Source organism: Psychrobacter sp. YGAH215 (assembly GCF_007280595.1).
Taxonomy (GTDB): domain Bacteria; phylum Pseudomonadota; class Gammaproteobacteria; order Pseudomonadales; family Moraxellaceae; genus Psychrobacter; species Psychrobacter faecalis.
On the sequence record NZ_VKLR01000006.1, the window covers coordinates 50,299 to 70,891 of the forward strand.

Annotated in this window: 18 protein-coding genes and 1 pseudogene; 3 read left to right on the top strand and 16 right to left on the bottom strand. The window is 43.2% G+C overall.

From position 1 onward, the window contains the following. Positions 1-100: 100 nt before the first annotated feature. Complete coding sequence (tsaB, locus tag FOR85_RS02890; protein ID WP_144296737.1) at positions 101-784, bottom strand: tRNA (adenosine(37)-N6)-threonylcarbamoyltransferase complex dimerization subunit type 1 TsaB; 684 nt, start codon at positions 782-784, stop codon at positions 101-103. 219 nt (positions 785-1,003) lie between these two features. Beyond that, on the bottom strand, positions 1,004-2,545 hold the full coding sequence (gene ffh / locus FOR85_RS02895) for a signal recognition particle protein (protein WP_144296635.1): 1,542 nt from the start codon (positions 2,543-2,545) through the stop codon (positions 1,004-1,006). A gap of 417 nt (positions 2,546-2,962) precedes the next feature. Between ffh and FOR85_RS02900 the strand changes: the two genes are divergently transcribed. Beyond that, a complete protein-coding gene (locus FOR85_RS02900; RefSeq protein ID WP_144296738.1) occupies positions 2,963-3,769 on the top strand; it encodes an inner membrane protein YpjD in 807 nt (268 codons plus the stop codon). Between the two features lie 112 nt (positions 3,770-3,881). Here FOR85_RS02900 and purU read toward each other — a convergent pair whose 3' ends face one another. Then, positions 3,882-4,820, bottom strand: coding sequence for a formyltetrahydrofolate deformylase (gene purU, locus FOR85_RS02905; RefSeq protein ID WP_144296636.1), 939 nt, complete (start codon positions 4,818-4,820; stop codon positions 3,882-3,884). A gap of 184 nt (positions 4,821-5,004) precedes the next feature. Beyond that, entirely contained in the window at positions 5,005-7,023 is a 2,019-nt protein-coding gene (locus FOR85_RS02910) for an Ig-like domain-containing protein (RefSeq protein WP_144296637.1), read from the bottom strand. Positions 7,024-7,640: 617 nt separating this feature from the next. On the opposite strand from FOR85_RS02910, the gene rpmB reads away from it, so the two are divergent. Further along, positions 7,641-7,877 carry a 50S ribosomal protein L28 gene (gene rpmB / locus FOR85_RS02915; RefSeq protein WP_057761372.1) on the top strand — a complete coding sequence of 79 codons (237 nt, stop codon included), beginning with the start codon at positions 7,641-7,643 and terminating at the stop codon, positions 7,875-7,877. A 133-nt stretch (positions 7,878-8,010) separates the two neighbouring features. Continuing rightward, entirely contained in the window at positions 8,011-8,166 is a 156-nt protein-coding gene (gene rpmG / locus FOR85_RS02920; protein ID WP_010201403.1) for a 50S ribosomal protein L33, read from the top strand. 173 nt (positions 8,167-8,339) lie between these two features. Here rpmG and FOR85_RS02925 read toward each other — a convergent pair whose 3' ends face one another. From FOR85_RS02925 to ispH, 12 genes and pseudogenes are all read right to left on the bottom strand, one after another. Next, positions 8,340-8,651: a hypothetical protein gene (locus tag FOR85_RS02925; protein WP_068403843.1), complete on the bottom strand. Its 312-nt coding sequence runs from the start codon at positions 8,649-8,651 to the stop codon at positions 8,340-8,342. Positions 8,652-8,857: 206 nt separating this feature from the next. Then, positions 8,858-9,169: a hypothetical protein gene (locus FOR85_RS02930; protein ID WP_144296638.1), complete on the bottom strand. Its 312-nt coding sequence runs from the start codon at positions 9,167-9,169 to the stop codon at positions 8,858-8,860. A gap of 119 nt (positions 9,170-9,288) precedes the next feature. Next, entirely contained in the window at positions 9,289-9,642 is a 354-nt protein-coding gene (locus FOR85_RS02935) for a hypothetical protein (RefSeq protein ID WP_144296639.1), read from the bottom strand. A gap of 73 nt (positions 9,643-9,715) precedes the next feature. Further along, entirely contained in the window at positions 9,716-10,405 is a 690-nt protein-coding gene (gene rpe / locus FOR85_RS02940) for a ribulose-phosphate 3-epimerase (protein ID WP_144296640.1), read from the bottom strand. 120 nt (positions 10,406-10,525) lie between these two features. Next, positions 10,526-10,731 (bottom strand): annotated as a pseudogene (locus FOR85_RS12925) (TIGR03643 family protein). Between the two features lie 425 nt (positions 10,732-11,156). Further along, positions 11,157-12,047: an S-formylglutathione hydrolase gene (fghA, locus tag FOR85_RS02950; RefSeq protein ID WP_144296641.1), complete on the bottom strand. Its 891-nt coding sequence runs from the start codon at positions 12,045-12,047 to the stop codon at positions 11,157-11,159. Between the two features lie 192 nt (positions 12,048-12,239). Beyond that, positions 12,240-13,712: a C13 family peptidase gene (locus FOR85_RS02955; RefSeq protein ID WP_223808485.1), complete on the bottom strand. Its 1,473-nt coding sequence runs from the start codon at positions 13,710-13,712 to the stop codon at positions 12,240-12,242. Between the two features lie 252 nt (positions 13,713-13,964). After that, the gene (htpG, locus tag FOR85_RS02960; RefSeq protein WP_223808486.1) at positions 13,965-15,971 is read right to left on the bottom strand and encodes a molecular chaperone HtpG; all 2,007 of its coding nucleotides are present in this window, start codon (positions 15,969-15,971) and stop codon (positions 13,965-13,967) included. 308 nt (positions 15,972-16,279) lie between these two features. Further along, positions 16,280-17,800 carry a catalase gene (locus tag FOR85_RS02965; protein ID WP_144296741.1) on the bottom strand — a complete coding sequence of 507 codons (1,521 nt, stop codon included), beginning with the start codon at positions 17,798-17,800 and terminating at the stop codon, positions 16,280-16,282. Positions 17,801-18,093: 293 nt separating this feature from the next. Continuing rightward, positions 18,094-18,909, bottom strand: coding sequence for a thioesterase family protein (locus tag FOR85_RS02970; RefSeq protein ID WP_144296642.1), 816 nt, complete (start codon positions 18,907-18,909; stop codon positions 18,094-18,096). Positions 18,910-19,010: 101 nt separating this feature from the next. Next, positions 19,011-19,256: a hypothetical protein gene (locus tag FOR85_RS02975; protein ID WP_144296643.1), complete on the bottom strand. Its 246-nt coding sequence runs from the start codon at positions 19,254-19,256 to the stop codon at positions 19,011-19,013. A gap of 1 nt (position 19,257) precedes the next feature. Then, positions 19,258-20,214: a 4-hydroxy-3-methylbut-2-enyl diphosphate reductase gene (gene ispH / locus FOR85_RS02980; protein WP_144296644.1), complete on the bottom strand. Its 957-nt coding sequence runs from the start codon at positions 20,212-20,214 to the stop codon at positions 19,258-19,260. Between the last annotated feature and the right edge of the window lie 379 nt (positions 20,215-20,593).

Below are 20,593 nucleotides of genomic sequence, written 5' to 3' on the forward strand. Positions count from 1 at the left end.
AAAAAAACAGCGCTAGCCGCTGTTTTATATTGTTGTTGCTTTTATAATCGTTTATACGTAGAAGTACAAAGTACATTGCTTACTAATCATCATGTAAGCACTATGCCTTACCTTGCTCTTTTAGCGTTTTCCATGCTTGATTGCGCAAGTACTTTGGTAAGGCATTAGCCGCATCGCTACCGCCTGTCTGTATGAATTGAGCGATACCCAATTGTCCAATCACTACCGCATCTGGCCAAACCTCTTCATGGCAAACTTGTTCGTCATGCGCTTTTAATAGCGGCGCACCGTTACCGACGACAGGCAGATTGGCAGCGGTTTGGCTGCCATAATCAAGTAAGCGCTCGGTATCTTCGCCATTAAATTGCACAACGGGCTGCATGATATGGTCTATTAGTGCATATTGCCCAAAATATACTTGCTGCATACGCGCATCAAGCGCGCTATAAACTTGCGTCAAACCATACCTTTGATACGCACACTGGGCAATGGCTTGTAAGCTAGAAACCCCCACGCAAGGGATATCGTGGGCGACAGATAAGGCTTGCACCACCGCTGTATTGATTCTGATACCGCTAAAAGCACCGGGGCCACGGTTGAATACCAATGCTTTTATCTGCGCCAGATTGAGCTTAGCTTCAGATAAAGCCGCATCTATCATTGGCAAAATGTGCTGAGTTTGCTCACGTTTGCCTTGTTCGGTATGACTCGATAGCACCTGACCATTGGCATCTAAAATCGCGATCGAACACTGCTCAAATACGGTATCCATTGCTAAAAACATCATTACCTCGGCTTATTTTCTTAATACCACAAAATATGCGCTCATCAATCAGCGCCTATCATAGCATTTAGGATAAAAGAATTTTATCAATTTCTAAACTTTCCTAGTGCATCCATCAATATTTATGCAAATACGTCAGACATAAAAAACCCCAAAACTATTTCAGCCTTGGGGAATTTGTTAAAAAGTAAATACTATATCAATCTGAGCGTCTATTCATTAAAAGCGCGTTTTAAACTTCTTTGGCGCTTGGTTTTGTAGCTCTTGCATCTGTTTTTGCATCTCTTCGGTGCTCGGCATATTGTTTGGGTCCAGTCCCATCTGCTTTGCCATCTGCGCGGGATTTACATCTTTGGCACCGCCTTGCTGACCGCCGCCAAATAACGGACCGCCGCCACCAGCACCGCCGCCGCCCATCAAGCCTTGCATCGACTTCATCATTTTACTGATACCTTCAGGCTTAGAAATCATTTTCATCATTTTTGCCATTTGCTTGTGCTGCTTGAGCAAACGGTTGACGTCTTGAATCTCACGTCCTGAACCTGCGGCAATACGGCGCTTGCGGCTTGGGTTAATCTTATCGGGATTCTTACGCTCAAACGGCGTCATTGAATTAATCAAGGCTTCCATTTCACGTACTTTTTCTTCAGGCTTAGCGTCTTGCACGGCTTTTTGTATATCAGAGCCGCCCATACCCGGCATTTTATCTAAAAAACCTGCCATGCCGCCCATGCTTTTCATTTGCTGAAACTGGGTCAATAGATCCTCAAGGTCGAAGTCGCCGCCCTTTTGCATCTTTTTCGCCATTTTTTCGGCTTTATCACGATCGATTTTTTGCTCGACTTCTTCAACCAAACTTAAAACGTCACCCATACCAAGGATACGCTGAGCGATACGCTCAGGATGAAATAGTTCGAGCGCGTCGAGTTTTTCACCGCGACCTAAAAACTTAATCGGTTTACCAGTAATGGCGCGTACAGATAATGCTGCACCGCCGCGCGCATCACCGTCGGTCTTGGTTAAGATAACGCCAGTCAATGGCAGCGCATCGTTAAAGGCTTTGGCGGTATTGGCCGCATCTTGCCCGGTCATCGCATCGACGACAAATAAGGTTTCAGATGGATTGACCGCCGCAGTCAACGCCTTGATTTCAGCCATCATGGTCTCATCGATAGCCAGACGACCGGCGGTATCAATAATCAAAATATCTTGATATTGGATTTTAGCTTCTTCGATAGCGCGGCGGGCGATATCAATCGGATTTTCATCAACCGTTGAATTGACGAACTTGGCATTGACTTGTCCTGCTACTTGCTCAAGCTGAGCAATTGCCGCTGGACGGTACACGTCGGCAGAAACTAGCATCACCTTTTTCTTATGGCGCTCTTGTAAGAATTTCGCCAATTTACCAGCCGTGGTGGTTTTACCCGCACCTTGCAAACCCGCTAATAAATAAACAACAGGCGGTTTACCCGTCATTTCAAGCTGCTGATTGGCGCTGCCCATCATTTCGGTCAGCTCATCGTGGACGATTTTAACGAATGCTTGTCCTGGCGCCAACTCTTTGAGCACTTCTGCCCCAAGCGCTTGCTCTTTGACACGTTTGACAAAATCACGGGTGACAGGAAGCGCCACGTCGGCTTCTAATAGAGCCATGCGCACTTCACGCAGCGTGTCTTTGATATTATCTTCGGTCAACTGCCCAGTACCGGCGATATTACGCAGGCTCGATGATAAGCGTTCGGTTAAGGTATCAAACATAAATAACTCTCAATTAAAATAATTCTTAGTGAAAACAATCTTTGATAAAAACAATCTTTGATAAAAGCGGTTCTTGATAAAAACACTATGACAACAATACGTCGTCAAATTTGGTTCAGCGTTGCTTGCTGATTTATATGATTTGGCGATGCTACAAACGATCAGCAGTATTTTATAAAATTAATGATAAAAAGTAGCATATTATCAATACTATAGCATTAAGAGGCTATAAAGCTTATAGTCGTTTTGCAAATGGCATTTTTCTAATAAGCGCTGCTGTGCTACAAGCGCTATAATCAATCCGTAAGATGGCGCTCAATTGCTTGCCATTTTATGATAAATTGGAGAATTATTCTAATCATTCTGATAATACCATTTTAGCATTCAACTGAGCGACGTTTGTGCGCTCATCATGAGATGAGGTTCTTTATCTTGCAACTTGCATTTTTACTGGCTGGCATGGTTTATATTTTGGTCAGCATCTACATCGGCTGGGCGCTGATTCACGATAAACCTATCCACAAGGGCGTGAGCTTAGGTTTATTGGTTGTCGGCATGCTCGCACATGCCGCACTACTCTATCCACATGTGGTCACGCTTTATGGGCTAAATTTCAACTTGTTTAATACCATTAGCCTGATCAGTTTATTTTTCTTATTTTTCTACGTTATTTTTAGCTTATACCGCCCTATTGTCAGTCTTGGTATTTTAGCAGCACCGACGGCACTAGTTGGGATGATTATCGGTTATATCGGCCGCGCGCCCTATCGTCCGATTACAGACATCAGTGTCGGGTTAGAGGCGCATATCCTACTATCACTTGCCGCCTATTGTGTGCTGCTGATGGCAGCGCTGCAAGCGCTATTTTTGCGCTTACAAATACGCGAGCTGAAACACCAGTCGATTCATCGCTTTTGGGTCAATAAACTGCCGTCGCTACAGAGTATGGAAAGTCTATTGTTCGACATGCTATTGGTCGGCTTTGTATTGCTCAGTATCGCGCTGGGGATTGGCTTTATTTACGTACAGGACTTGATGGCGCAGCATATCGTCCACAAGACCGTGTTTAGCCTGCTGTCTTGGTTGTTATTTGGCGCATTATTATTGGGTAATTGGCGCGCAGGATGGCGTGGTAAACGCGCTGCCAACATGACCATTTATGCGTTTATCTTATTAGCAATTGGCTTTGTCGGTAGTAAGTTTGTGTTAGAGATGCTGTTATAAACCCAGTTCTGTGATAGTGGTAATTTGATTAAAAAAGGCCGCCAGTATTAAATACCAATACTGACGGCCTTTTTTACGCTCTTATTTTGGTTTAACACCGTCTTAAAAAAATCTAATTAAAAACCACGGTTTTATTACCTGCCACAATCACGCGGTTTTGCACATGCCAATTCACCGCGCGCGCCAAGACATTGCGCTCGATATCACGGCCTATTGCACGCAGTTCTGCCACCCCTTGACGGTGAGTGACACGATGCACATCTTGCTCAATGATAGGCCCTTGATCTAGCTCGGCAGTCACATAATGCGCGGTCGCACCGATAAGCTTGACGCCTTTCTCATAAGCCTGACGATATGGGTCGGCACCGACAAACGCGGGCAAAAACGAGTGATGAATATTAATAACTTGCATCGGCCAACGTTTGACAAAGTCAGACGATAAAATCTGCATATAACGCGCCAATACCAGCAAATCATTGCCTGCCATCAAGGTATGAATCTGCTCTTCTGCTTCAGCTTTGTTATCCTTGGTGACTGGCACATAATGGAAAGTGATGCCAAAGTTTTCTACCGCTTGGCGCAAGTCCTCATGATTACTAACGACACAGGTAATCTCACAATCGAGTAATCCGCGCTGATGCCGCCATAGTAAATCTAATAACGCATGATCAAACTTTGACACTAAGATGCCAACCTTGGTTTTTATCGCATTGTTATGCAAGCGCCACGCCATATTATGGCGCTTGGCCACCGTATGCCCAAAGCTGGCTTCAAAGTTATCCAGAATTTCGCTCAAGCCTGCTAACGCAAACTCCAAGCGCATAAAGTATTGACCGCCCTCGTAAGCGGTTGAGTACTGATCCAAGGTGATGATGTTCGCGCCATAGCGATGGATAAATTCAGATACCGCTTGGACGATGCCCGCTTGGTCGCGGCATTTGATGAGTAGTGTGGCGGTATCGATAGCTGTCGTCACTGCAGTACTGGTAGCAGGTGTGCTTGAGGTTGTTGAGTTAGAAGTTGTGTTTGTTGACGTTGTAGTAGTTGACATAGTGCGCCCAATTAAAAATAAAACGTGCTGCTTATTTTGAATATGCATAGCAGCATAGGAAACTGACTATTCTAATCGCTTTTGCAAAACTTTGCTGATTGAGTTGCTTGTATTTGGTTATTGAGATTATGAATACAAAAACCCCCAACGTGAGGGCTGGGGGTTTTTATATTTGCAATTATTACTATTTTGAACTTGAGCAATTTAACTCAGTGCCAAATGGACTATTAGTATTAGGCCGAAATGGTACGCTAATATCAACATCGTCTACTAAAACTGGAAAGTCAATTACTCTTGATTGTTGTGATTCACTACCATCCACTCGAGTATTAACAGTGACCTTAGCTCTGTACCAGTTTGCATATTGTTTTGGATAACGTATTGAAAAGTCAACTCTTCCATTGTCATCTGTAATAAAATTAAAGTTTTTACCAGAACCGACTTCTTGACCACTATCAGTGAGTACAGCGGCGACATTAATAGGATCTAACTGTTTATTGTTATTGAAGTCCTCACCTGCATCTAGAATACCATTATAATTTTTATCTTCATTTTCACAAACTACTGAATTGAAAGATTCTACTGGTGTACCATCAAGCATATTAATTCTAAAGAAGCCTTTTAAATAGCTATCTGGCGTTAAATTGATGGTTACCTGTTGATTTATAGCTGGTTTACCAGAGCTGTTAAGGACGCTAGCTGATCCTCTGCGGAAATAGTAAATCTCACTATCATCACTAGATACCTTATCTGCAAAGGCAAAGCTTATATAGGTAGACTTTGTTTGAACGGTAATTGATGAAGTAGCTTGAATCGGATTAACTACTTTTTCTTGATTATTCGGTAGTTTAACAGACTGTACTTGAGCTTTTATCTCAACGCCATTGGTACTGGTTGGATTTGAACCTGCGTTATATAGTACAGTCGCTACGCCACTATCGTCAGTATAAGCAACGCCCTGACCTAGACTGCCACCTGATGAATCTCTAATAGTAGTAAATTGCACAATAGCATTTTTTACTGGTGCATCATTTTTATCAAGTACACGTGCGATGACTGGTGTAGACCCTCCCACACTTACTATAGAACGTTCAGTTTGCAATAATAGTTTAGTTGGATTAATCGAAACAAAGGTGAGTATATTTTCTCTAGTTTCACTACCATATTCTGCTCTTAATATGGCTTTTCCAGGTACATTTGAATCGATGTAAAACTCTACTTTTCCATTCATAACCGTTAATGCGCGACGTGAACTTCCTTGAGTTTCGCTCTGATTAACTAGAATCTCACCTTTATTAGTTGATATATAAACAACATCTCCATTTTTAGCCTTTGGAGTATTCAGAGTTATTTTCTGCTTTGTTCCAACTATAATATCAGGACTCTTTGAAAAGCTGATACTCGAACTATCCGTCGATACTACTGTTAATACATCGGGGATTCGTTGATTTATCTTCTTCCCTTTAACTTCAATACTGAATAAAAAATTATTATTTAAGGCTTCTAAGTTAGAAGAGTTTAAATCAAACAGAAAGTTACCGCTATTATCTAAGACTCCAGTCCCTACCTGCTTGTCATTACTGTATAAAACAACTTCTGCATTAGCGACTGGATTTCCTACGCCATCTAATATTTGTCCTGATATACTAAAATTCTCTCCTGCATTTACTGTATTTTTAGATGAAACTACATTATTTGCAGTTGTGCCTGATACGATAACAGGTAATGTTTGAGTAACAATCCCTTGAGTACCATTAGCAGTAACGGTAACTATACTTTCATGATTTAATTGAGAATCTATTCCCTGCATACTCTGTAATATATCGACTGTAACCAAGCCTTTTTCATCAGTTATTTGATTAGAAGCACCATCTAAAGCTAGACCATATATAGCAGCATCGGCGATACTAATATTAATAGGCACTCCGCTTACGATACCGCCATTTTTGTCTGTCACTCTAATATTGAGTGTAGTTTTATCTTTACCTGTCAGCAACTGGTTTTTCTCAGAAGATATATATATTTCTGAGGTGTTAGTTATGGAACTATCTGTACCATTATTAGGCTTCTCAGGACCTAAATCAGGTGTTGGCGCAATCACGTCTGTGCCATCCCCACCACCACAACCCGCCAAGGCTAATGCACAAGTCAAAAAGGTAAGTCGGAATAACTTAGAGGTAAGAGGTAGTGAACTATATGACATATTTGGAACTCCGCATCGGCAGTAATTTATTCGCGCAAATAAGCAAGATATCATTGTCTAGAATCATGACAGACTGATAATGATACATAGAATTACAGTAAGGTTACGCCAATCTCAACTTATCGTAGGCTTTTGATTTTTATAGAATTTAAAATTCTAATTGTTTTAACTGAAATTTTAAAAACTAAGTAAACCAATACCTTAGAAAAACAAGTTGAGAGTGGGGTTAAGGTTGGTTGTATTAACAGATTGTATTAAATATATAACAGCAACTTTACTGACTTTTGTTATAACTTACAACTAAAAAATGCATCTTTACTATTAAATAATCAATCACATAGCACGCTCAATTCAGGGTATAATAGCTATTGCTTAAAGCGGCGATTATTATAAAAATATTTGAGTATTCATTAGTTTTATGGTATAAATGTCGGCTTTAAAATTTTCTGAATTGGTTTGCCTGTTATTTGCCTTTAGATGACAGTAATATCAGCTCAACCTTCATAATAGTTTTGTTTGGTGCAAAGCTGCCGCTTGCTGTGTCCATGCCGCAAAAACGTGCAACTTGCCCAGACTGGTATGAGAATCCCTCATACCTCATAGATTAGGAGTTCGCCATGTCTAGAGTTTGCCAAGTGACTGGAAAGCGCCCTATGGTGGGTAATAATGTTTCGCACGCAAACAACAAAACCCGTCGTCGCTTTCTACCAAACCTTCATAACCATCGTTTTTGGGTAGAGTCTGAAAATCGTTTTGTACGTCTACGTGTGTCTACCAAAGGTATGCGCATCATTGACAAACTTGGTATCGACAAAGTGTTAGCGGATCTACGCGCACAAGGTCAAAAAGTATAAGTTAAGATAAGCAGCTTAAGTGGTCGATAATTTTCACCTTCCAAGCTGCTTTTTGGCTACTTTCTTTGTAGCAACTGAACTTTTTGTATTCGTACCTATCGTTTGAAGACCCCTCATTTACAGGAAAGCTATCATGAGAGATAAAATTAAATTAGTATCAACTGCTGGTACTGGGTATTACTACACCACTACCAAAAACAAGCGCACTATGCCTGGCAAAATGGAAATCAAAAAGTTTGATCCAAAAGTACGCCAGCACGTAATCTTTAAAGAAGCAAAAATCAAATAGTTTATTATTAAATTATTTGAACAAAAAAAGGGTTTATCAAATGATAAACCCTTTTTTATTGCCAGTTTTTGACCCACCAATCATTTCAACCATACACTATTTTAACCAGCTATTATATTTCGTTCTTACAGATTTAGAAGCTATAAATTTAGAGGCTATCAGCCTGATTAGCTTTAGCTATAGTGAGTAGGTTCTTTGTCATAGACATGAGCATGCCACTGGCTCATCTGTTTTTGCATAATGACCTGAATCGCGGCATGAATCATATGCTGACCAATCGCTTGGGTATCGCTGCCTAGTATTTCTTTCAGCTTATCAGAAAAATCGATGGTCATCAGCGGTGCTTCTTCTTCCTCGGCATCACGTAACAGCAATTTGCCATCCGCTGCTTCAACCAACTCAAGCGTGGTTTCTTTAGCAAATCCAGCGAACTGATCGCGACTATCGTTATCTACTTCTATTTCATTATCAATATCGTATGGCATCTATTTTTTCCTTATTATCCCGCTTTATGTCTGTAAAAAGGCGCTGACTTCGTTTATAAAATCTTAGTTTTACAGATATTCGGGCAAAACTATCTTACTTATACAATGGACGCTTTGCGCCGACAATTCAAGGCCTGACGCGTAAGTCTTTTGCATAAATGCTCTTTAATACTACTTATCAAGCTTATGAACGAGCTAAATCGCTATTAACGCCAATAGCGTAATTTCGCTAAGGTAAATAAGAAAGCGACAAACATCCCCAGATAATACATCTGCTTGAGCTCAAGCGACGGGTCGCGATATTTGAACGGTAAAGCTACGGTAGCAGTGGCGGTCGGGATAATGAGCAACATAAGTAGCCAATTTTCAAAGACGTGTAGCCAGCCTTGCAGTCCAGTATCATGGCGCAGGTAGGATAAGCCTAAGAGCAAACAGGCGATAATCAGCAAAATAAACAAACTGTTTGGAAGGTCTTTTGGGAAAATGATATCGGTAATTTTCTTAGAGGAAGTAGCCATACTAGCAAGTGTCCAGTCGCATCATAAAGCACGACTTATTAAAAAGTAGAAATCGATGAATGCCATAAAGACAAAGTTTTAAAAGATAACCATGTTAAAGCGCTAACAGCAGCCAATTATTAACTATAAGTGCCCATCAACCAAAGCATTGAGATACAAGAGGTTAAATAACCCAAGCTAATGGCATTCCAGCTTGCGATATGTAAACCTTTGAGCTTATTTAAAATGCGTGAACCGAGCCAGAAAAATAGCGGAATACCAATCATAAAGGCCGGCACTATCACTGCTGCATGACGCAGCACTTCTCCGACATCATCGCCAATCAGCAGGCGAAAACCATAACCAGCGATGCTAAGCACCAAGGCAAAAGCTGCCATGCCTATAGTGAGACCCTTAGGTACTAAGCTTGGGGCTTGTTTTTCTTTTATAGGCTCAGGCGATACTGACGAGTTAATGGGCTTTTGCGTGTTCATATTTCACCTTTATATGGCTTATCGAGTCCATCGTTATAACCTTAACACTCATACTAATAGTTATAAATGGGGATTAATAACCATTTGCCAAGGCTAATTCGGCGCGCATAGCGTCGATGGCAGATTTATAATCTTCTTGATTAAAAATAGCGGAACCGGCGACGAACATATCAGCGCCTGCTTCGGCAATCGCGCGAATATTGCTGGCTTTGATGCCGCCATCTACTTCTAGTCTAATATCGCGACCACTGGTAATAATACGTTGACGAACTTGGCGAACTTTATCTAAGGTACCCTCAATAAACGATTGACCACCATATCCAGGGTTGACGCTCATCAGTAAGATTTGGTCAACCTTGTCCATCACATAATCTAAATAATGCAGTGGCGTTGCGGGGTTTAATACCAAACCGCATTCAGCGCCACCATCTTTAATCAGCTGCAAAGAGCGGTCAATATGAGCACTGGCTTCTGGGTGGAAGGTGATAATACTCGCACCCGCCTCTAAAAACTGCTCGATCATGCCATCGACTGGCGATACCATAAGATGGACATCAATCGGCGCCTCGATACCATAGTCACGCAGCGCCTGACATATCATGCTACCAAAGGTTAGGTTAGGCACATAGTGATTGTCCATCACATCAAAATGGATGACATCAGCGCCCGCCTCCAATACCTTTTCGACCTCTTCACCAAGTCTGGCAAAGTCAGCTGATAAAATAGAAGGCGCGATAAGATAGGGTTTGGCTGGGCTAGTCATAGTTGAGCTACCTATTTGGGTTGGTATAAACGTTTAATAAAAAAGCTTTTAATCACTGGAATTGGTATTTAGATACTACATTTAGACGATTCTTTTAAATAAGGCGTTTTAAAAAAAGCGTTAGCGCGGTTTATATTGGGTCTTACAATACGCGCGACCGACATCAAACGGACGCTTTGCTTGGTCGCACGGCTAGTAACACGCTGACGCCATAAGCGAAAAGACGATGGCTTTAACTCTTGACGCATCAGCTTAATGACTGCGGTCTCATTTAGAGCGTAGCTGTGCTCTATCGCTTCAAACGGCGTACGGTCTTCCCATGCCATCTCTATCACCCGCGATAATTGCACGGCATCAAGCGCGTTAATAGCCGCTGCATTAGCTGGCCTTGCTTTGCGCGTTTCTGATTTGATATTTTCTTTTTGAACAACACCAACTCGCTGCTTATTTTTTAAAGTTGCCATCATATTAGCCATATCTGCTTGCATGGCCGCCAACGATAATTGAGCCGTCTGCTGTCGGTTAGCCAGATTTGTCTTCGATGGCGCTGTTAGCTTATTCATCATAAAACTTACCTTTAAAAAATTTTTGCCTATTGGCAAGCTCGCTCAATTTTGCACCAATCTGTTTTGTGCCAATCTATTTTATAATAATAAAGGCGCTTGGTTAAATAATCAGCGTAACCGTCTGTCAAGTTATATGACAGACGATACGATACGCTCAGTTATTAAAGCGCTATTATTTGATAAGCTTATCTCATCTGCGCCATACGCCAGTGGTGTTCGATATGGTCATTAATCACTGTTTGAATAAAATAATAGCTATGATCATGACCGGCCTGATAGCGTAATGTTAATGGCTGCTTGGCCTTTTCACACGCTGCTTGCAGCTTAGGCGTTTGCAGCTGACCTTCTGCCAAAAAATTATCAGCCGCGCCTTGGTCGACCAAAATACTGGCGTACTGCTGGCCGACTTCTACAATCATCTGTGAGGCGTCAGCTTGCGCCCATAGCGCCTTATCATCGCCGAAGTACTCTGTATAAGCGGCCTGCCCCCATGCCGACTCACTGGCGGCACAAACAGGTGCTAAGGCGGAGACACTGACAAACTTACTTGGGAACTTAAAGCCCAATAGTAACGCTCCATGACCGCCCATCGAGTGGCCTGTGATGCCGATACTATCAATCGGAAACTCTGAGCGTAGTAAATCGTATAATTCATCAACGATATAGCTTTGCATATTAAAGTGTTCTACCCAGGGTGCTTGCGTGGCATCGACATAGTAGCTTGCGCCCTGCCCGACAAAATAACGCTCATCGTTTGCGACATCGTGCGCGTCATGACTTCTAGGAGAAGTATCAGGCGCAATAAATATCATGCCAAGCTCGCTACATTTTTGTTGAAAATGCGCTTTATGGGTGACGTTATCAGCATTACAGGTCAAACCCGAGAGATATAAAACAGCCGGACAACGGCGCCCAGCCAGCGCTTCATCTGGCAGATAAATACTAAAGGTCATCGGCGTTTTGGTCGCGGTGGACTCATGACAATAATAATGCTGCTCGCCATCGAAGCAGCGATTGACGCTGATTTGCTCAATCTTTGAGTTGGTAGACAAACTGTGTTTATAAGAATTATTCATAAGTGACATCCTTTTTATCCAAGATGAAATAAGCGCTAAGTGACAACTGCCCATCCTTACTATTAGCAAGCAAACTGTTAACGACAAGTAATTAAGTAAAGTCAGTTAAAGACAGTCACTCACTCAAGTAGCATTTTAAAAATTCAAAAAGCGCGCCTTAGTAGCGACATAAATCTCATTTATCAGCAGGCCTTAGTCACTTTCAGGCAGATTAACGATTGCGTTTGCCGTATCAGGAGCTTGAGTAACCTTAACAGAATTCGGCTGATTAGTCATATTGGCGAGCGCTGGACGGGTTTTAGTAAACAACACTTGCTCAAATGCTGGCAGCGCGGTTTCCATTAAGCTACCAATGACCATCTGCGGCTCTGATGGCTCAAAACCCATATAAAGCTCACGTTCTTGCACGCGGTAGGCGGCGTCTTTAAACGCATCAGAAAAACTGGTGTTTTCGCGCAAACTCTCCGCAAAGAAAGCCTGTCCAAAGTAAGTCATCTCAGCACTATTGGTGCAGCCAAATGACATTTTATCAGCGGCGGAGGCGGTAATAATTACCGTTGTTGGTGATGCCAATTCATCGATAAATGAGCCTGAATAGCACGCCGACACCACAATCACTCGCCAGCGGATACCGGACGCATCTAACGCTTCACGCAGCCACGTGGCATCCAAATTATCCATCGCTAATGGTGGATTTGCCAGTTGAATAATATTCTCATCACCATGTGACGATAGGGTAAGAAATAATACATCTTCATCAGCATTCATCTGCTGACCGATGGTTTTTAACCCGCGCAAAATGCTGGTCTTTGTCGCAATTGGCTCATCTAGCCACGTGTAATTATTATTAATCAATGCCAGCGAATGGCCACTGGTACCAAAGCGCACGTCAAACAATTCACGCACTTTATTAATCTCAGAACGAAAGACGTTTTGGTCTGAGAATCCTGCCACGCCCATAAAATACCAGTCACTTTTACCCGGTATACTCGGGTCGATACGATCCAAAGCTTTCTGCAATAATCGCGGCTGCTCGTATAAAGCCGCTTCTTCTAGTACCGGCTCAACAGGAATTTGCTTAAATATCGGCTGGTCGGCGACGTTACGCTGCCAAATGGTCAATAATGCCACTGCCCCTACTAAGACGATGATTCTCTCCCACCAAGAAATGCGCAGGCGACGGAAAAATATCCATAATAAAGCGAGTGTCTGCCATAAAAACAGCACTAAAAATAAAATAGGTAAAAAAGAATAACTCCAACTTGGCAACCACCCATAGCTGCCAAAAAACTGTACCAGGCTTTGCAGTAACGCTGATAGCGTATCAGCAACCAGCCATAAAATGACAGGCACAAAAACCAGCGCTTGGTTACCAGCGCGGCGAGCTAAAATAATACCGCCGAGCAAAATAATCATCGGCCAAATTAAATAGCTGACCAATCCTTGCTCATTAAAGACGCTACCATTTGCGGCGGCTAACCACGAGAATAGGACATTACTACCCAGTGCCAATATGGCGAATACCGCAAACTGGATAAAGGTGGGTTTTACCCAAGAGAACGCCCGCGTCGACCCGACCAGCATCCACAAGGTGGCAATAATATTGGCCGCGAAATTGAGCGAGAAGCGCTGAAGCGATACGGTTTTTAATGACGCAAGTGACAAAGACTTAGACCTCTAGCCAGTCGAGAGAAATAACGCCAATTTATTATTATTTGACGATAAAATAGGATTGAAAAGCGAGAAATCTAACTTAATATTTTAGCTCGCTAATCTATCGCGATTGTAACGGATTGTCGCTCAAGAGGATAAGGCTGATTTGTAAAAACTGCCGAAAAATTACTCTAAACGTTGATTGACAATCCATTAAAAAAGGAGGCCTTAAAATCAAGACCTCCTTTTATTAAGCAGCAATTATTATCGCATCAATAGCTCATTGACGCGTTTTAGATAAGCGGCTGGATCTTCTAGTTGACCGCCATCGGCAAGTAACGCTTGGTCAAAAATGACCTGCGCCAGCTTGTCAAAATTGTCGTCAGACTGCTCGCTACTCTCTAACTTTTTAATCAGTGGATGGTCAGGATTGACCTCAAGCGTTGGTTTGCTTTCTGGTACATCTTGACCCATTTGCTTCAGCATCTGAATCATTTGCGGTGACAGCTCACCTTCACCAATGACTAGACACGCTGGACTATCAACCAAACGCGTTGAGACTTTAACGTCTTTTGCGCGCGCGCCAAGTGCTGTTTTTAGCTTATCAACGACAGGCTTCATGGTCTCTTGCGCTTTTTCAGCTTCAGCTTTTTCGGCTTCGTCCTGCAAGTCGCCTAAATCAACCGCACCCTTAGCGATATTTTGCAGCGGCGTGCCATCAAATTGGGTCAAGAAGTTCATCGCCCATTCATCAACACGGCTGGTCATCAAGATAACTTCGATGCCTTTTTTCTTAAACAGCTCAAGTTGTGGACTATTCTTTGCCGCCGCCAAATTATCAGCCGTTAAATAATAGATGGCTTTTTGTCCGTCAATCATACGACCTTTATAGTCTTCAAAGCTGGTCTCAACCTTGTCGTTGGTGCTGGTGGCATAACGCAGCAATTTGGCAATACGCTCTTGATTGCCCATATCCTCGCCAAGGCCTTCTTTAATCACATCGCCAAATTCGCTATAGAATTGGGCAAATTTTTCTTGTTTATCGCTATCTTCGCTGTTAGCAAGGCTCGCTAGCAAGGTCAAAATACGGCGCGCGTTACCATCTCGGATAGATTTAACATCGCGCGATTCTTGCAGAATTTCACGGCTGACGTTAAGCGGCAGATCCGCTGAATCAATGACCCCTTTCACAAAACGCAAATACATCGGCAGCAATTGCTCAGCATCGTCCATAATAAAGACGCGCTTCACATAAAGCTTTAAGCCGTGCTGCTGCTCACGCGTGTATAAATCCATCGGCGCTTTTTTCGGAATATATAAAAGCTGGGTATACTGAACGCGACCTTCAACGCGGTTGTGTGTCCATGTTAGCGGCGCATCCATGTCATAAGTGATGTTTTTATAAAAATCGACATACTCATCATCTTCAACCTCAGATGCTGAGCGGGTCCAAAGCGCACTGGCTTTGTTAATGGTTTCCCACTCGTCGGTCAAGACCATCTGACCGCCTGCTGGCGCGTCACTGTCGTCGCCCTCTTCTTTCACATCTTCTTGCCAGACTTCTTTACGCATCTGAATCGGCAAGCTAATATGGTCTGAGTACTTATTGACCAAACGCTTGATTTTGCCGCGGTCTAGATAATTATCTTCGCCTTCGCTGTACTCTTCTTTTAGATGCAAAGTAATGCTGGTACCGCGCGTCTCTTTGGTAATTGGCTCAACGGTAAAGCTACCGGTGCCGTCTGAAACCCAGCGTACACCTTTATCGGCAGGCTCGCCCGCTTTTCGTGACTCAACGCTAATGGTATCAGCCACGATAAATCCAGAGTAAAAACCAACCCCAAATTGACCAATTAATTGTCCATCTTGCTTTTGCGATTCAGACAATTTGTCGAGGAAAGCCTTAGTACCAGATTTGGCAATCGTTCCTAAGTTTTCGATGGCGTCGGCTTCATTCATACCGATGCCGTTATCGATAAAGGTAATGGTTTTGGCATCTTCATCGACAGCGATACGAATCTTTAACTCGCCATCATCTTCATAAAGACTGTCGTCATTGGTCGCTTCAAAGCGCAATTTGTCGCAAGCGTCCGATGCGTTCGAAACCAATTCACGTACAAAAATATCGGCATTAGAATAAAGCGAATGCGTCACCAAATGCAGCAGCTGCGCCACTTCTGCTTCAAAACTGTGTTTTTTTAGTTCTGGGCTGTCTTTATTAATATTGATGTCATTAGCGTTTTTATTATCCGCTTGGGTCTGTTCACTCATAAAAACTCCTATTATTGATACCAAAAATGCTGTTACCAGCACGCATAAATCACAAATTTTCAAATACTAGCAGTTTAGCCAATTTGATTACCCAATCTAATTACTAAATTTGATTAGCAAGAAGGCGCTGTAAATACTGCTAGGCTGCCTAATCAGATAGGGGCACGGGTAAAAATTTCAAGATCAAATAGGCTAAACTAAGCTAAAAAAATAATTAAGCATAAAAAAAACCGCCCCAGTTTCCTAAGGCGGTGTTTTTAGATAAATATAGAGCAGCTAAATTCTATCGTTTTTATTTTCTACAGAGATTATAAACAGCTAGGTAAATGACGAGCAGGATCATTCTCACGTGCTGCCATAGCGTCTTCAACGCTCATGCCAAGGGCTTTGGCAACGCCTACGCCATAAGCAGGGTCGCACCAGTTACAGTTGCGAATATGACGATATTTAATAAAATCAAGCGCATCACCCATCGCGCGGGCGGTATTATCAAACAACACTTGCTTTTGCTCCTCATTCATCAGGTTAAACAGTGCGCGCGGCTGGCTAAAATAATCACTATCGTCTTCACGGAAATCGTAATGCGCTGCGTAGCCATCAATCTTTAAAGCTGGCTCAGCGTACTGCGGCTGATCTTGCCACTGCTCAAAGCTGTTTGGCGTATAGTGTGGACGGCCACCGTAGTTATCATCGACACGCATTTGACCGTCGCGCTGATTACTGGTGACAGGACAACGAGGTTTATTGACTGGGATCTGCTTGTGGTTGACACCAACGCGATAACGCTGAGCATCGGCGTAGCTAAAGAGACGCGCTTGTAGCATACGGTCTGGTGAGGCACTAATGCCAGTCACAAGATTGTTCGGCGCAAAAGCCGCCTGCTCGACGTCTAAGAAATAATTGTCTGAGTTTTTATTAAGCTCAATCTCGCCAACCTCAATCAGCGGATAATCCCCTTTTGGCCATACCTTGGTTAAGTCAAACGGATGGTAAGGTACTGTATCGGCATCGGTTTCTGGCATGATTTGCACGTACATTTTCCACTTCGGAAAATCGCCATTGTCGATGGCATTGAGCAAATCTTCTTGATGGCTTTCACGATTCGAGGCGATGATTTCAGCGGCTTCGGCATCGGTTAAGTTTTTGATACCTTGCTGAGTACGGAAATGAAATTTGACCCAAAAACGCTCATTGTCGCTATTGATAAAGCTATACGTATGCGAGCCAAAGCCGTGCATATGTCTATAAGACGCTGGGATACCGCGATCGCTCATGGTAATGGTGACTTGGTGCAAAGATTCGGGCAATAACGTCCAAAAGTCCCAGTTATTGGTCGCCGAACGCATATTGGTACGTGGGTCACGCTTGACCGCTTTGTTTAAATCTGGAAATTTGCGCGGGTCACGAACGAAAAATACCGGTGTATTATTACCGACCAAATCCCAAATGCCTTGCTCGGTATAGAATTTTAGGGCAAAACCGCGAATATCACGCTCAGCATCAGCGGCACCGCGCTCACCTGCGACTGTACTAAAACGCGCAAACATCTCCGTTTGCTTACCCACTTCGCTAAAAATATCAGCACGCGTATATTGAGTAATGTCATTGGTGACGGTAAAAGTACCGAACGCGCCCGAACCTTTGGCGTGCATACGGCGCTCTGGAATAACCTCTCGGTTTAAATCAGCGAGCTTTTCGTTAAGCCATAAATCCTCTGCGAGTAGAGGACCGCGTTTACCGGCGGTTTTGCTATTTTCATTATCAACCACTGGCGCGCCATTACTCATGGTCAACGGCGTCATATCGTAAGGGCATTTTTTATCGTTCATATCGTTCATGGCCATATTCCTTTAGTTATCGTTGTTGCAAGGATAAAGTGAAAGGTAACCTTCACTATCAAAACCCATCATAGCAGTTTTGAATCACCTTGCCTCGTTGTGGTATTCCATTACAACCGATTTTCGATTATTTGTATAATAAATTAATCACATACTTTTGATTTATTTTATATAACTATTAACCATTTTCTTATCAACTAAATGCTAACTTAGGACGATAATTTGCTGAAGCAATCCTGTTCAGTTTACTTTTGTGACTATCCAATACATAAAGCTATCGCGCTTTAACGCGGCATAGGGCGAATGGTCAAGATTTGCTCACTGCGACCAAACGGCCCGTGCACATCATGCAGCACAGCGCTGGTCAGCCCAATACCGTCATCGCCGTATTGTTGCACCGCTTCGATGCCAAGCCAGCGCCCTTTTGGCGCGCGATGCATATGGATTTGCAAATCCGTATTGGGGAACATCCATTGCAATTCTGATAAGCCGAGCCCCAAGCGTGGCACGACGCCATTGGCGGTATCGACCATCCCCATTAGATGTACCAAATCGTCAGTCGTTTCGCCTTCTACCATCTCGACATCATTGGTAATCCATACCATACCACGTCCAGCACGGCGGTCGGGCTCAGCAACCAAGCGAACGCTTTCGATAAAACCACCCGGCCAGCCTTTCATACCATCCCAAACAGGCAAATCCTCAGGCTGATGCAGCGCTTTTTGGTCTTCAAGTCCGGCAATCTCGCTGGTATCTTGGGTCAGCAGTCGCCAAGCGCGCGCGATAATGGCATCACGGCCACGACTGCTCATGACCGCCTCGATTAGCTCAATCGTTCTGCCCGGACGAATACAACGCGTGGTAACGGTAAACTCATCAAGCGGTATCAAGCCTAAAATATCCAGGCTGATACGAGCAATACGCATATTTGCTTGCGGCGTATAGCTTTCAAGCTCGGCGGTCAGCAGTCCAGTCGCTGGTGCCATATGCTGCTCGTGTTCATTCCAAGCGCCTTGTGCATGTTTGGTTGGCTGATAATGGGCAACGCTAACCCCACCTTCTAGCTGTTCGCGTTTGATAAACTGATAATAAGCTGGCATGAACATCCTTAATCTAATCTTCTTTATTATTGCTTTATTCTCGACCACTTTAATAGGTTGGTCTTTCATAATAACGGTTATATTTAATTTACCTTTAGCATTTACTTGGTAAGCTGTTGTTTTCTCATCATGAGCATGGTGCGACTTTTGGCCATTATAAATAGAAAAAACGCCATGACAGCGATAAGCGCGCCATATAAGACACTATACTCTTTCATAAATTGCGCAGTGTTCAGCACTAGCATGACAATCAGCACAACGATGGTAAACAGATTAATTTTTAACTGCTTATTAATCTCAGCAAGCGTCGCTTCTGCTAACACAAAGCCTTTTTTCTGCTTATTCATGCTATTTACCTACTTGCGTGACCGGAATCCGCAGTGCTTTTGGCAAGCTAAAGGTCACGTTTTCTTCGATACCTGACAGCTCACTTGGTAAATCTCCGCCCCAATCTTGCAATTGTTGTAGCACTTCTTGGATTAATATCTCAGGTGCAGACGCGCCAGCAGTAACGCCAACACTTTGAATGCCATCAAACCAGCTTCTATCCATCTCAGTAGCGTTATCAATCAGATAGGCACGGCAATCCATACGCTCAGCCAACTCACGCAAGCGATTAGAGTTTGACGAGTTTGGCGAACCAACCACCAACACCACTTCACAGCGACCGGCTAAATCTTTGACCGCGTCTTGGCGGTTTTGGGTGGCATAGCAAATATCGTCTTTGCGCGGGCCTTGAATACTGGGGAATTTTTCACGCAGCGCATCAATGACGCGCGCGGTATCGTCCATCGAAAGAGTCGTTTGGGTTACAAAAGCCAAATGCTCAGCGTTTTGCACATTTAAAGCCTCAACATCGCTTTCATTTTCGACCAAATGAATTTGCCCGCCGTGGCGACGATTGAAACGCCCCATAGTGCCTTCAACTTCAGGATGACCTGCATGACCAATTAATACCGCATCCATACCGTCTTGGGCAAATCGAGCCACTTCGATATGCACCTTAGTGACCAGCGGACAAGTGGCGTCGAATACGGTCAAATCACGGCGCTCTGCTTCATCTTCGACCGCCTTTGAGACACCATGCGCCGAGAAAATCACGATTGAACCATCCGGCACTTCGTGCAGCTCTTCGACAAAAACCGCGCCGCGATTGGCCAAATCTGAGACCACAAATTTGTTATGCACGACTTCATGACGCACATAAATGGGTGGCTCAAAACGTGTCAATGCTTCGTTCACTATCGCAATCGCGCGATCCACACCAGCACAAAATCCACGTGGATTGGCAAGATAAATTTGCATAAAAGGGCCTATCATTAGATAATTTATGGTTACAGCTCAACGTCAAACTGCTTAACCTCAAAACTTGGGATAACATCCATGCTCTACTTTAGCATAATTTGCTTTTATTGCCTTTGAAAATAACCCTGTTTCAAATGAACTGATCATTAACGTTCATTGATACAGCGCCTTTTAATGCAAAAACAGACAATAATTAAGATTGAGTGCTAAAAAGCTTGCGCGAATTAAATAAAAGCGCGCTAAGCAGTTTATAATGACGTATCACTGAGAAATCAATACAACTTTATAGCGCCATACTTGATGGCGTTTTTTGTTTTTACCAGCTCAACACTTTACTAAAACGATTTCTGCTTTTTTGCAACACATATTTCTCTAGCTC

What these genes read in the sequence shown, in the direction of transcription:
- tsaB (WP_144296737.1), bottom strand. Translation starts at nt 784, where the DNA reads ATGTTTTTAGCAATGGATACCGTATTTGAGCAGTGTTCGATCGCGATT.
- ffh (WP_144296635.1), bottom strand. Translation starts at nt 2,545, where the DNA reads ATGTTTGATACCTTAACCGAACGCTTATCATCGAGCCTGCGTAATATC.
- FOR85_RS02900 (WP_144296738.1), top strand. Translation starts at nt 2,963, where the DNA reads ATGAGGTTCTTTATCTTGCAACTTGCATTTTTACTGGCTGGCATGGTT.
- purU (WP_144296636.1), bottom strand. Translation starts at nt 4,820, where the DNA reads ATGTCAACTACTACAACGTCAACAAACACAACTTCTAACTCAACAACC.
- FOR85_RS02910 (WP_144296637.1), bottom strand. Translation starts at nt 7,023, where the DNA reads ATGTCATATAGTTCACTACCTCTTACCTCTAAGTTATTCCGACTTACC.
- rpmB (WP_057761372.1), top strand. Translation starts at nt 7,641, where the DNA reads ATGTCTAGAGTTTGCCAAGTGACTGGAAAGCGCCCTATGGTGGGTAAT.
- rpmG (WP_010201403.1), top strand. Translation starts at nt 8,011, where the DNA reads ATGAGAGATAAAATTAAATTAGTATCAACTGCTGGTACTGGGTATTAC.
- FOR85_RS02925 (WP_068403843.1), bottom strand. Translation starts at nt 8,651, where the DNA reads ATGCCATACGATATTGATAATGAAATAGAAGTAGATAACGATAGTCGC.
- FOR85_RS02930 (WP_144296638.1), bottom strand. Translation starts at nt 9,169, where the DNA reads ATGGCTACTTCCTCTAAGAAAATTACCGATATCATTTTCCCAAAAGAC.
- FOR85_RS02935 (WP_144296639.1), bottom strand. Translation starts at nt 9,642, where the DNA reads ATGAACACGCAAAAGCCCATTAACTCGTCAGTATCGCCTGAGCCTATA.
- rpe (WP_144296640.1), bottom strand. Translation starts at nt 10,405, where the DNA reads ATGACTAGCCCAGCCAAACCCTATCTTATCGCGCCTTCTATTTTATCA.
- fghA (WP_144296641.1), bottom strand. Translation starts at nt 12,047, where the DNA reads ATGAATAATTCTTATAAACACAGTTTGTCTACCAACTCAAAGATTGAG.
- htpG (WP_223808486.1), bottom strand. Translation starts at nt 15,971, where the DNA reads ATGAGTGAACAGACCCAAGCGGATAATAAAAACGCTAATGACATCAAT.
- FOR85_RS02965 (WP_144296741.1), bottom strand. Translation starts at nt 17,800, where the DNA reads ATGAACGATAAAAAATGCCCTTACGATATGACGCCGTTGACCATGAGT.
- FOR85_RS02970 (WP_144296642.1), bottom strand. Translation starts at nt 18,909, where the DNA reads ATGCCAGCTTATTATCAGTTTATCAAACGCGAACAGCTAGAAGGTGGG.
- FOR85_RS02975 (WP_144296643.1), bottom strand. Translation starts at nt 19,256, where the DNA reads ATGAATAAGCAGAAAAAAGGCTTTGTGTTAGCAGAAGCGACGCTTGCT.
- ispH (WP_144296644.1), bottom strand. Translation starts at nt 20,214, where the DNA reads ATGCAAATTTATCTTGCCAATCCACGTGGATTTTGTGCTGGTGTGGAT.